11 protein-coding genes are annotated in these 12,645 nt (G+C 50.3%); 3 read left to right on the top strand and 8 right to left on the bottom strand.

Annotation, left to right across the window (positions count from 1 at the left end):
• Nucleotides 1–2 precede the first annotated feature (2 nt).
• The 4 genes from nuoC to lrhA form a co-directional block, all read right to left on the bottom strand.
• Nucleotides 3–1,805 carry an NADH-quinone oxidoreductase subunit C/D gene (nuoC, locus tag N0B36_RS09010; RefSeq protein WP_016153837.1) on the bottom strand — a complete coding sequence of 601 codons (1,803 nt, stop codon included), beginning with the start codon at nucleotides 1,803–1,805 and terminating at the stop codon, nucleotides 3–5.
• 85 nt (nucleotides 1,806–1,890) lie between these two features.
• Nucleotides 1,891–2,553: an NADH-quinone oxidoreductase subunit NuoB gene (nuoB, locus tag N0B36_RS09015; protein ID WP_003028075.1), complete on the bottom strand. Its 663-nt coding sequence runs from the start codon at nucleotides 2,551–2,553 to the stop codon at nucleotides 1,891–1,893.
• Between the two features lie 15 nt (nucleotides 2,554–2,568).
• Nucleotides 2,569–3,012 (bottom strand): NADH-quinone oxidoreductase subunit NuoA, encoded by a 444-nt coding sequence (gene nuoA, locus N0B36_RS09020; protein WP_003028077.1) that lies wholly within the window; start codon nucleotides 3,010–3,012, stop codon nucleotides 2,569–2,571.
• A gap of 627 nt (nucleotides 3,013–3,639) precedes the next feature.
• Nucleotides 3,640–4,578 (bottom strand): transcriptional regulator LrhA, encoded by a 939-nt coding sequence (gene lrhA / locus N0B36_RS09025; protein ID WP_016153838.1) that lies wholly within the window; start codon nucleotides 4,576–4,578, stop codon nucleotides 3,640–3,642.
• Between the two features lie 928 nt (nucleotides 4,579–5,506).
• Here lrhA and alaA point away from each other — a divergent pair.
• Both alaA and yfbR read left to right on the top strand, forming a co-directional pair.
• Nucleotides 5,507–6,724 (top strand): alanine transaminase AlaA, encoded by a 1,218-nt coding sequence (alaA, locus tag N0B36_RS09030; protein ID WP_005129483.1) that lies wholly within the window; start codon nucleotides 5,507–5,509, stop codon nucleotides 6,722–6,724.
• 95 nt (nucleotides 6,725–6,819) lie between these two features.
• A complete protein-coding gene (gene yfbR / locus N0B36_RS09035) occupies nucleotides 6,820–7,419 on the top strand; it encodes a 5'-deoxynucleotidase (protein ID WP_003028083.1) in 600 nt (199 codons plus the stop codon).
• Between the two features lie 52 nt (nucleotides 7,420–7,471).
• Here the strand turns inward: yfbR and N0B36_RS09040 are convergent, their stop codons facing one another.
• The 4 genes from N0B36_RS09040 to yfbV form a co-directional block, all read right to left on the bottom strand.
• A complete protein-coding gene (locus N0B36_RS09040; protein WP_137380921.1) occupies nucleotides 7,472–9,304 on the bottom strand; it encodes an SLC13 family permease in 1,833 nt (610 codons plus the stop codon).
• A gap of 77 nt (nucleotides 9,305–9,381) precedes the next feature.
• On the bottom strand, nucleotides 9,382–10,059 hold the full coding sequence (locus N0B36_RS09045; RefSeq protein WP_085951065.1) for a sugar phosphatase: 678 nt from the start codon (nucleotides 10,057–10,059) through the stop codon (nucleotides 9,382–9,384).
• Nucleotides 10,052–10,546 (bottom strand): YfbU family protein, encoded by a 495-nt coding sequence (locus N0B36_RS09050; protein WP_016153841.1) that lies wholly within the window; start codon nucleotides 10,544–10,546, stop codon nucleotides 10,052–10,054. Before N0B36_RS09050 ends, N0B36_RS09045 begins: the two co-directional genes overlap by 8 nt.
• 83 nt (nucleotides 10,547–10,629) lie before the next feature.
• Nucleotides 10,630–11,085, bottom strand: a complete 456-nt coding sequence (gene yfbV, locus N0B36_RS09055) for a terminus macrodomain insulation protein YfbV (RefSeq protein ID WP_259687115.1) — start codon at nucleotides 11,083–11,085, stop codon at nucleotides 10,630–10,632.
• Between the two features lie 339 nt (nucleotides 11,086–11,424).
• Between yfbV and ackA the strand changes: the two genes are divergently transcribed.
• On the top strand, nucleotides 11,425–12,627 hold the full coding sequence (gene ackA, locus N0B36_RS09060) for an acetate kinase (RefSeq protein WP_016153843.1): 1,203 nt from the start codon (nucleotides 11,425–11,427) through the stop codon (nucleotides 12,625–12,627).
• Nucleotides 12,628–12,645: the final 18 nt, after the last annotated feature.

The raw sequence follows: 12,645 nt of genomic DNA on the forward strand, positions 1-12,645 counted from the left end.
AATTAGCGGTCCACATCTGACATAACAAAATCGATACTACCCAGGTGGACGATAAGGTCGGACACCAGGCTGCCACGTACCGCTACCGGGATCTGCTGCAGGTGCGCATAGCTCGGGGTACGGATACGGGTACGGTAACTCATGGTGCTGCCATCGCTGGTCAGGTAGTAACTGTTAATACCCTTGGTCGCTTCCACCATCTGGAAGGACTCGTTTGCCGGCATAACCGGTCCCCACGAAACCTGCAGGAAGTGGGTGATCAGGGTTTCGATATGTTGCAACGTGCGCTCTTTCGGCGGCGGCGTAGTCAGCGGGTGATCCGCTTTGAACGGGCCTTCCGGCATGTTGTTGAGGCACTGCTCAAGGATGCGCAGACTCTGGCGCAGCTCTTCAACTTTCAGCATCACGCGGGTATAGCAGTCGGACACGCCGCCGCCAACCGGGACTTCAAAGTCAAAGTTTTCGTAGCCAGAGTATGGACGCGCTTTACGCACGTCAAAATCAATACCGGTCGCACGCAGCGCAGCACCGGTACAACCCCAGTCCAGCGCTTCTTTCTTACCGTAAGCGGCAACGCCTTGCGAACGGCCTTTCAGGATGGTGTTACGCAGTGCGGCTTTCTCGTAGGAATCCAGACGTTTTGGCATCCAGTCGAGGAAGTCACGCAGCAGTTTGTCCCAACCGCGCGGCAGATCGTGTGCCACACCGCCGATACGGAACCAGGCCGGGTGCATACGGAAACCGGTGATCGCTTCCACTACGTCATAGATTTTCTGACGGTCGGTAAAGGCGAAGAAGACCGGCGTCATCGCGCCGACGTCCTGGATGAACGTGGAGATGTACAGCAGGTGGCTGTTGATACGGAACAGTTCAGACAACATAACGCGAATCACGTTGACGCGATCCGGCGTGGTGATGCCAGCCAGTTTCTCAACGGCCAGTACGTAAGGCATTTCGTTAACGCAGCCGCCGAGGTACTCGATACGGTCGGTGTACGGAATGTAGCTATGCCAGGACTGACGTTCACCCATCTTTTCAGCGCCACGGTGGTGGTAGCCGATGTCAGGCACGCAGTCGACGATTTCTTCGCCATCAAGCTGCAGCACAATACGGAACGCACCGTGAGAAGACGGGTGGTTAGGACCGAGGTTGAGGAACATGAAGTCCTCGTTTTCGGAACTACGCTTCATGCCCCATTCTTCTGGTTTGAAGGTCAGTGATTCCATTTCCAGATCCTGTTTGGCTTTAGTCAGCTCAAACGGATCGAATTCGGTCGCACGCGCCGGGTAGTCTTTACGCAGCGGATGACCTTCCCAAGTATGCGGCATCAGCAGACGCGTCAGGTGCGGGTGACCTTCGATGTCGATGCCAAACATTTCCCAGGTTTCACGCTCATACCAGTTGGCGTTCGGGAACAGTTTGGTGAACGTCGGTACGCGCAGGTCGTTTTCAGACAATGCCACCTTGAGCATGATATCGCGATTGCGTTCAATGGAGATCAGGTGATAGAAAACGGAAAAATCCGCGGCGGGTAACCCTTCGCGGTGCGTACGCAGACGTTCGTCCATGCCGTGTAAGTCAAACAGCATGACGTAAGGTTTCGGCAGTCTCTTTAAGAAATCGCCAACTTCCAGTAATTGTTCACGCTTGACCCAAACAACAGGTACCCCGGTGCGAGTCGCCTGAACGGTAAAGGCATCCGGCCCAAAACGGTTGCGCAGTTCGCCAATGACCGGGTCATCAAGGTGATCCCGTGTTTGCCATACAGCGTCTTGCGCGGTTAAGTCGGTCATATTGTTCACCATTGCAAATGGTCCGTGGTGGTCGGCAGTGCTTCGCGCTATTTATGTAGTGATAAGCGAAGGAAGTGCTGCTGCCGACAGGCGCAAATTAAATCTCGTCTGGTGTACGAAGATTCGTTACAGCAATACGTTCGCCGCGTTTACGCTCGCGTTCTGACTGCATATTGGCGCGATAAACGCCCTGATCGCCAACCACCCAGGAGAGCGGACGGCGTTCTTTGCCAATGGAATCTTGCAGCAGCATCAGAGCCTGCATATACGCTTCCGGACGCGGCGGGCATCCCGGGATGTACACATCGACCGGAATAAATTTATCAACGCCCTGCACCACAGAATAGATGTCGTACATACCGCCGGAGTTGGCGCATGCGCCCATGGAAATAACCCATTTCGGTTCCAGCATCTGATCGTAGAGGCGCTGAATAACCGGCGCCATTTTAGTAAAGCAGGTTCCGGCGACGACCATCAGGTCAGCCTGACGCGGCGATGCACGCAGTACTTCCGCACCAAAACGGGCCACATCGTGCACGGCGGTAAACGAGGTCACCATCTCAACGTAGCAGCAGGAAAGGCCAAAGTTATATGGCCAAATTGAGTTTTTACGGCCCCAGTTAACCATGTCATGCAGCTTACCCATGAACACGTTTTTGTTAACTTCTTGCTCCAGGGGGTCGGTTACGATCTCCTGTTTTTGCAGGGGGTAACGGTCGTTCTCACCGTTAGGATCTATGCGGGTGAGCGTATAATCCATCTTAATGCCTCGCGGTTAGCGTTGACGATTAGCGATACTGTTCGTTTCCGGGTTCATACGCTCGCGGCGTGAACGCGCGGGCGTCCAGTCCAGCGCGCCAATACGCACCAGATAAACCAGACCTGCCAGTAACACAAAAATAAAAATTGCAGCTTCCACAAAGCCAATCCAGCCGCTTTCACGGATAGAAGTTGACCATGCGAACAGATACAGCGCTTCAACGTCGAAGATAACGAAGAACATGGCTACCAGATAAAACTTGGCAGACAGGCGCAAGCGGGCGGTGCCGACCGAGTCGATACCTGATTCAAACGGCACGTTTTTAGATCTCGCGCGCGCGCGACCACCTAAAAACCAGCCGCCGACGAGCATCAGGCAGCACAGGCCAATGGCAACAATAAGAAAGATAGCGAATGCCCAGTGATGAGCGATGATTTCAGTGGATGTTGACATACTCATTGCTTACTCATCAAAAGTAGCGCCAAATTCTCTGCTCTTTTCGGCAGATGAACGCCACATCGATTCATGGGGAGGAATAAAAAAAACCTTACAATCACTGTGAAAAACCATTTTATACAGCTAATTGATGGGGTTTTTTACTCCTTTCTATAACCTTTTGTCAACTTTAACAAAAGTTTCCTCACATTATTTTACACCGCTCCAACTTCATTAACATAAAGTGCTATTTAGACCAATTTCGATCGCATCATCGGTCATTTTTAATGTTGTTGAATCGTGTCCGTAGTGAAGTAAAAAAGATAATACTCACCTATTTTGACAGGAATTCACCCAGATGCCTCCCCCTAAATGGGAGTATTTTCTTGATCTGCGACACGCTTTTGTTAATTCACCATAAAAAACAGCAACAATTTCTCTAGTTTTTTAACATGGAAACAATTAGTAACGCTGCTGCTTATTTTTCAGCCAGGCGTCAGGCCGTTTTTTTACCTTCTGATTTTGTTAAGTTTTAGTATAGCAAATGACATAAAGCGGCAATATTTGCATAAAAAAAGAGCCACTGGATGTTTTTTCATCACCAGTGGCTCTTTTTTACACTAACATTTTAAAACGATTTTTTGTGACGGATTACTCAAAGTCGCCTTCAACAATCAGCGAGTCATCTCCCCCTTCCGGGGTAAACTGATTGTATTGCCAAGGATTTTGATACGTTTGCATCGACTTAAAGATAACTTCTGCCAACTCATTTTGCGTGGACGGATCGCAGCACAACAGATACTCAGTATCAGGCAATGGCGGTAATCCGTCGGCGGCGCCCAGTACGCGTAAATCTGGACTCATCATTTCAACAGGCCGCGCAGTGACGCCGAGCCCTGCTTTTACCGCCGCGCGAACCGCAGGTAATGTTGAAGCAACATAAGCCAGACGCCACGGGATCTGGGCAGCATTTAATGTCGCCAGCACGATATCGCGAAACGGGCTCGGATCGTCCAGCAGAACCAACGGTACCGGCTCACCTTTTTGCAGAATATATTCGGCAGCACAGTACCAATGCGTTGGCGAGGTACGCAGATTCAGACATTCAAAATCGCCAGGACGGTTGGTAGTCACAACCAAGTCCACTTCTTGCGACTTCAGCATATCCACCATGTAGGCGTTACGCTTGACCCTCACATCCAGCGCAAGCTTCGGATAAACCGAACTTATCCGGTTGAGCAGGAAAGGCAGTATGGTATCGGCAGATTCATCAGAAGCACCGATAGTTAACACTCCCTGAAGATTATTAAACATTAATGATGAGCATGCCTCATCATTAAAGCGCAGTATTTTTCTGGCGTAACCCAACAGTTGTATACCATGTTCGGTCAGTAGTTTGTTGCGTCCATGGCGCGCGAACAACTCTTTCCCCACGAGTTGCTCAAGACGCTGCATTTGCTGACTCACCGCAGACTGAGTTCGACATACCGCAGCTGCCGCAGCCGCAAAGGTATTCAGGTCGGCAACAGCAACGAAGGTTCTCAGCAGATCGAGGTCGAGGTTAATTATCGGACGATTTGCATTTATCATAGTTTTTCACTTACTCGCGGGTCATACCGGGTTAATGCTGTGCATTTGGAATCAAACAACTCCATTTGTAATGTGCCTCCCTCGCAGTTTCGCTTAGTGTAACCAAGTGAAAATAAGGATGTATTTGGTTTAACAAACGAAACAATTCTCTTTCCTGGCTATTTTAATTCCCGTGATATTCATCGGAATATAGCAACGAGAAAGAGCCGAATTTTTAGCTGCTGGATGATTCTGACTTAGGGAAAACATGTAAATTTTGTAAATTTAAAAAAAAGTTAACGAACAATAATTTACACATTAAAAACTAACTTTTCAGTGTGTTAGGAACAACCAACAAACATTTGAATTATCTTAAAATTCAGACTACTTACCATTTCATGAGACTTATCTTAACCTAAAACCACTATATTTATAAGTGTTATCGTGAATAATTCCAGGCTACCAGGTGTTATGTCAGAGCAGCGGTTTTGCTATTATTGGCCCATTCAATTTAATGTCGTTTAAATATTAAATAATAATTAATTAAGAATTCTTCAATTCATTAATTATGCTTAACAATGAATTCACACCGTATCACGTACGGATCAGGCCGATAACAGACCCCGCAGATAAAACCTCAGTATTTTCGAATTACCTCATCCAGCTTAGACACCCGTGACATTTCGCTTTACAGGCTTAACTTTTTTTGACCAAACAAATCACCACAACAAAACCAATAAAACAAAACATACCACCAACAAAATACATCCAGATAGATTATTATCTCATAATATTTACATTATTTAGTTGTTAACAGTTAATTATCATTTCATAGCTTTTCAAAATCTTCTACTAAAGACCCTTCAAAACTCACCGCCGTGGGAGTACATTGTGCTGGGCTGACTTCCATGGCAGGGAGTGGCATTCACAGCTAAAAAGGTCAACGTTCATGTCCCCCATTGAAAAATCCAGCAAATTAGAAAACGTCTGTTATGACATTCGCGGCCCGGTTCTGAAGGAAGCAAAGCGCCTGGAAGAAGAAGGCAATAAGGTTCTGAAACTAAACATCGGCAACCCGGCGCCATTCGGGTTTGAAGCGCCAGATGAAATACTGGTGGATGTGATCCGCAATTTGCCAACAGCGCAAGGATATTGCGACTCCAAAGGCCTTTATTCCGCCCGTAAAGCGATTATGCAGCATTACCAGGCCCGTGGTATGCGCGACGTAACCGTGGAAGATATTTATATCGGCAACGGCGTTTCTGAATTAATTGTGCAGGCTATGCAGGCATTGCTGAACAGTGGGGACGAAATGCTGGTTCCTGCTCCTGATTATCCGCTGTGGACGGCGGCGGTATCGCTCTCCGGCGGTAATGCCGTGCACTACCTGTGTGACGAATCATCAGACTGGTTCCCGGACCTGGATGATATCCGCGCCAAAATCACGCCGCGTACGCGTGGGATCGTCATCATCAACCCAAACAACCCAACCGGCGCTGTTTACTCCAAAGAGCTGCTGATGGAGATTGTTGAGATTGCTCGCCAGAACAACCTCATCATCTTTGCGGATGAGATTTACGACAAAATTCTCTACGACGATGCTGAACACCACTCCATCGCTGCAATGGCGCCGGATCTGCTGACCATCACCTTCAATGGCCTGTCAAAAACCTATCGCGTTGCCGGTTTCCGTCAGGGCTGGATGGTGCTGAACGGGCCGAAGAAACATGCTAAAGGATATATTGAAGGTCTTGAGATGCTGGCCTCTATGCGCCTGTGTGCCAACGTTCCGGCGCAGCATGCCATTCAGACCGCGCTGGGCGGATACCAGAGCATCAGCGAATTTATCATGCCTGGTGGGCGTCTGTATGAACAACGCAACCGCGCCTGGGAACTGCTCAATGACATTCCTGGTGTCTCCTGCGTAAAACCGCGCGGCGCGCTGTATATGTTCCCGAAAATTGATGCTAAACGCTTCAACATTCATGACGACCAGAAGATGGTGCTCGACTTCCTGCTGCAGGAAAAAGTACTGCTGGTTCAGGGAACAGCATTCAACTGGCCGTGGCCGGATCATTTCCGCATCGTCACGCTGCCGCGTATTGACGATATTGAAATGTCGCTGAGTAAATTTGAGCGTTTCCTGTCAGGGTATCACCAGCTGTAATTAAACAAAGGCTGTCGGATGGATGACGAGTATTTGCATCTGACAGCCTTCTCTGCGCAAAATGACTCTTAGGTTGCCATCATATAAGGGTCGTTATGAAGCAGAGCCATTTTTTTGCCCACCTCTCCCGTCTGAAGCTCATTAATCGCTGGCCGCTGATGCGCAACGTGCGCACCGAAAACGTGTCTGAACACAGTCTGCAGGTTGCCATGGTTGCCCATGCGCTGGCCGCGATCAAAAACCGCAAATTTGGTGGTCAGGTTAATGCTGAGCGTATTGCTCTGTTGGCGATGTATCACGATGCGTCAGAAGTGCTGACCGGTGATCTCCCTACCCCGGTGAAATATTTCAACTCGCAGATTGCGCAGGAATATAAAGCGATAGAGAAAATTGCCCAGCAAAAACTGGTCGATATGGTACCTGATGAACTGCGCGATATTTTTGCGCCGCTCATTGATGAACATGCCTTAAGTGAAGAAGAGAGATCGATTGTTAAACAGGCCGATGCCCTGTGCGCGTATCTGAAGTGTCTGGAGGAACTCTCTGCCGGTAACAACGAATTTCTGCTTGCCAAGACGCGTCTGGAAAAAACGCTGGAGTCGCGACGCAGCGAAGAGATGGACTACTTTATGGACGTGTTTGTCCCGAGTTTTCACCTCTCATTAGATGAAATCAGCCAGGATTCTCCGCTATAAACGCATGACCCGGTGGCGGCGAAGATATCCCCGTCGCCATCCGCCAACAAAATCAAAACGGAAACAGCATCGGGATCATCACCACGCACACCGCCATCACAATGATGGTAAACGGTACGCCAATCTTCACGAAATCGCTAAAGCTGTAGTTGCCAGGTCCGAGCACCAGAGTGTTTACCGGCGAAGAGACCGGTGTCATAAAGGCTGCGGATGCTGCCATCGCAATCCCCATCGCAAAAGGATACGGTGAAACGCCCATCGACTTTGCAGCCGCCAGCGCGATTGGCGCCATCAGCACCGCCGTCGCGGTGTTGGAGATAAATAACCCGATAGTCGCACACAGCACGAACAGGCAGCCCAACATCATATACGGGCCATACCCGCCACCGACATCCATCAGCCCTTTCACCACCAAGTCGACACCGCCGGTTTTTTGTAAAGCCAGCGCGAAGGGCATCATCCCGACAATCAAAATAATGCTTGGCCAGTGAATCGCTTTATAGGCACTTTCGGCATCAATACAGCGAAATTTCCCCATCAGTAGACAGGCGATGATCGCAGCCACCGTATTGGGAATTTCATCAGTGAGCATCAGAGCGACCATCAGCACCAGACAGAAAATCGCATGCGGTGCCTGGCTGTGCGCCGGAGAAGCTTCACTGACTTCCTCTGGCATATTCAGCACGACAAAATCACGCCCTTTTTGTCCCAACAGTGTGATGAGCTTCCAGTTGCCCACCACTAATATGATATCGCCCATCAGCAATGGCTCATCCACCACCGCTCCAGCCAGAGCCGTGCCATCGCGCTTCAGCCCAACGACATTCAGCCCGTAACGGGTACGAAAAGCGATTTCCCGTACCGTTTTGCCAATCAATTCCGATTCAGGGATCAGAGAGATCTCGGCCATCCCCACATCAAGCGCCTGCTCGGAGAAGTATTCGCCGCGCAGTACCATTGGTTCCAGAAACTGTTCACTGCAAAATTCACGCAGGTCGACATCGGCCGCGGACATATCAATCAGCAATACGTCACGGGCGCGAAACTCAGAAACCCCGTTAACGTCGACTATTACGCGACGAAAGCGACGCCAGCGTTCCACGCCAATCACGTTTGCCCCGTAGCGCTCACGCAACTTCAGATCATCCAGACGCTGGCCAATCATAGGAGAACCGGGACGAATCGCCAGGCGACGCGCGCGCCCGGTCAGGCGATATTCTTTAATCAGATCGCGAAAGGTCCGGCGTTTCCAGCCGTCTCCCGGCTGCCTGGAATCTTCTCCCTTGAGCATAAAGCGCATCAGCAGCATATAAATTATGCCGAGTACCAGAACCACCAGCCCCAGCGGGGTAACGCTAAAAAAGCTGAACCCGTTAAGTCCTTCACGTAACAGTTCACTGTTGACGACCAGGTTCGGCGGCGTCGCCACCAGCGTCATCATGCCGCTTATCAGGCCGGCAAAGCTCAGCGGCATCATCAGGCGTGAAGGGGAAATTTCCATGCGCATGGAAACGCTTAAGACCACCGGGATAAAGATGGCGACCACGCCGGTCGAACTCATAAACGCCCCGAGTCCGGCAACGGTAATCATCAGCAACACCAGCATTTTGACTTCACTGCTGCCAGCCACCTTCACCAGCCAGGCACCCATTACCGTCGCCACCCCGGTACGCACCAGGCCGTCGCCGATAATGAATAATGCCGCTATCAAAATAACGTTAGGATCGCTGAATCCGGAAAAGGCTTCTGTGATGCTCAATGTTCCGCTCAGAACAAAGGCAATGATGACCAGCAAAGCGACCGCGTCCATACGCACTCTGCCAGTGACAAACAAGACGACGGCAATCGCCAGCAATGAGAGAACCCATGTCAATTCACCGTTCACAACATATCCTTGTTAAATGAGAGGGATGGATCGATTCTGCCATAAAAAAGCCCCAACAATCTGGGGCTAAATCATGTTCAGGTATTTCTTACCACGACCACATTTCCGTTAGGCTGTTTGGTCACAGAAATATGTTCCAGACTGGTCAGCGAAAAATCGACCTCATCCAGACGCGGCGTGTCCACAGGCGCGTTGACCGCTATCACATGACACCCTGCAGCCAGTCCTGAAAGCACCCCAGCGGGCGCATCTTCCACCACCGCGCATTCCTGTGGCGCAAGACCCAGAAGCTGGGCGCCTAACAGATAGGCGTCTGGCTCGGGTTTGCCTCTTTTTACCCGCTCGGCGGTGACAAACACTTCAGGAGCAGGCAGCCCCGCGACACGATGACGCGCTCGTGCTACCGGCATGGATCCGGAGGTCACAATCGCCCATGGAATACCCGCTTTATTGAGGTGGTTGAGCAAATCAACCGCTCCCGGCAGCGCAGTGATCCCCGCGGTTTCCGTCGCTTCGATCTGCTCCAGGCGGGTGAATTCCGCGGCGATCTCAGCCTCAGATTTGCCCACCATAAAGTGTCGCAGGGAGGTAATGGCCTGCTTGCCATGAATAAAGCCGAGCACCTCGGCGTGATCGAGGCCAAAACGATCGGCCCAGTTGCACCACGCGCGTTCTACTGCGGGTAAGGAATCGACCAGCGTTCCATCCAGATCAAACAGAAAACCTTTGCACTGCACGCTCGCCCCCTCAGGCATTAATGATTTGGTTAATTTCATTCGCACTCAGGTGATACTGGCGCGGGCAAGAGTGCCAGACATTCAGCATACGCTGATATTTTTCCCACATTGGGGTCTGGGCGTTGAAGCCATGCGTACCCGCATCAAAGTGGGTATAACGACCTTCCACATTAACCATAAAACGTACGTACCCGAGGTAACGGGCTTCCGTTGCGGCGTCAAAGCCAAGGAAGGTCACGCGGCGCTCATCAATAGCCTGCGCGTCCTTAAGATTAGTCCAGGACACATGTAATGCGTGATACATCTCCATAATATCGATAATCGTACGACAGGTTTCTTCCGTCAGCTCACCAAACTCACGATCCAGCTCGCGCATCTGCAAGCCGTAACCGCGTTCAATAATCGTCTGCAAACGACGATAACGCTCGGCGTTAGTGGGATCGAGCATAGTCATCATTTTGTACTGATTAGACAAAATCAGACGTTGAGCGTTGGTCATTTCCATTTGGGACTCCTGTATCACTACTACTGCGATGAAAAAAAAGAAGGCATCTTGTGCCTTCTTTTATATGCGTAATCAGGGGTCAATTACAAATCATCAAGGAAAGTTTTATCCAGTTGTTTGAAGGCGCGCTTAAGCGTGTCAGCCAGCGCCTGATAATCAGGCTTTCCTTCTACCGGAGTGAGCGCCTGCCCGGCTTCTTGCAATTTACCCCGAACTTCGTAGAACCAGTTGAGTATTGAAGGCGGCAGCGGCGTTACAGAACGTTTACCCAGCCACCACATGCCCTGCATCGGCAGGCTGAGCGCAAACAGCGCAGTCGCCACGGCCGGTCCCAACTGCCCCCCTAACGCAATTTGCCAGCATAAGGTGAAGACGGCGATAGGCGGCATAAAACGGATCGCGTAACGCGTCATGCGGATCACGCGGTTCTCTACAAACACAGGCGCGAGGCGCTTTTCCATTGGCCACGTCTTCGCATAGTGCTGCCCCCGGAGAAACAAGCTAAAAAAATTGACGGAACGATTATCCGGTGTAGACATGGCGGTTACCTCAACTTCACATATAAAAATTAAAAAATTTGTGCAAAACAACAACTACAAAGGACATCGTTCAAAACATTTTGTCTTTAATACCCACATTCAGGTATCCTGTGCCGGCCTGTAAGGCCTTTAGTCCAAAATCATTGAGTCGTCAAATTGACACATAGTATGCCATTGGCTGAAAAATACGCAAAATGACATAGACTCAAAGGTATTTATTCCATCGTGCCCAAAAAGACTATGGCGCATGATGTTAATCATAAACGTCGGTGTCATCATGCGCTACGCTCTATGACTTCCTGACGTTTTTTTAGCCACGTATCATAAATAGGTACTTCCATGTCGAGTAAGTTAGTACTGGTTCTGAACTGCGGTAGCTCCTCACTGAAATTTGCCATCATCGATGCAGTAAACGGTGAAGAATACCTCTCTGGTTTAGCCGAATGTTTCCATCTCCCAGAAGCACGTATCAAGTGGAAAATGGACGGCGGTAAACAAGAAGCGGCTTTAGGTGCAGGCGCCGCTCACAGTGAAGCGCTGAATTTTATCGTTAATACTATTCTGGCACAAAAACCAGAACTGTCTGCTCAGCTGACTGCGATTGGTCACCGTGTTGTTCACGGCGGCGAGAAATACACCGGCTCTGTGGTTATCGACGATTCTGTTATTCAGGGTATCAAAGACGCAGCCTCTTTTGCACCGCTGCATAACCCTGCACACCTGATCGGTATCGCAGAAGCGCTGAAATCCTTCCCGAATCTGAAAGACAAAAACGTGGCTGTGTTCGACACCGCGTTCCATCAGACCATGCCGGAAGAGTCTTACCTCTATGCTCTGCCATACAGCCTGTACAAAGAACACGGTGTTCGTCGTTACGGCGCACACGGTACCAGCCACTTCTTCGTGACTCAGGAAGCGGCAAAAATTCTGAACAAACCGGTTGATGAGCTGAACATCATCACTTGCCACTTGGGCAACGGCGGTTCTGTCTCTGCTATCCGTAACGGTAAATGTGTTGATACCTCCATGGGCCTGACCCCGCTGGAAGGTCTGGTGATGGGTACGCGTTCCGGTGACATCGACCCGGCGATCATCTTCCACCTGCACGACACCCTGGGCATGAGCGTTGACCAGATCAACAAAATGCTGACCAAAGAGTCCGGCCTGCTGGGTCTGACCGAAGTCACCAGCGACTGCCGTTATGTTGAAGATAACTACGCGACTAAAGAAGACGCTAAACGTGCAATGGACGTTTACTGTCACCGTCTGGCGAAATACATCGGTTCTTACACTGCGCTGATGGATGGTCGTCTGGATGCAGTTGTCTTCACCGGTGGTATCGGTGAAAACGCAGCGATGGTTCGTGAACTGTCTCTGGGCAAACTGGGCGTTCTGGGCTTTGAAGTTGACCACGAACGTAACCTGGCCGCACGTTTCGGCAAATCTGGTTTCATCAACAAAGAAGGTACCCGTCCTGCGGTGGTTATCCCAACCAACGAAGAACTGGTTATCGCGCAAGACGCGAGCCGTCTGACTGCCTGATTTCACACCGCCAGCCTA

It is taken from the genome of Citrobacter sp. XY323, assembly GCF_025106035.1.
GTDB classification, from domain to species: Bacteria; Pseudomonadota; Gammaproteobacteria; order Enterobacterales; family Enterobacteriaceae; genus Citrobacter; species Citrobacter braakii.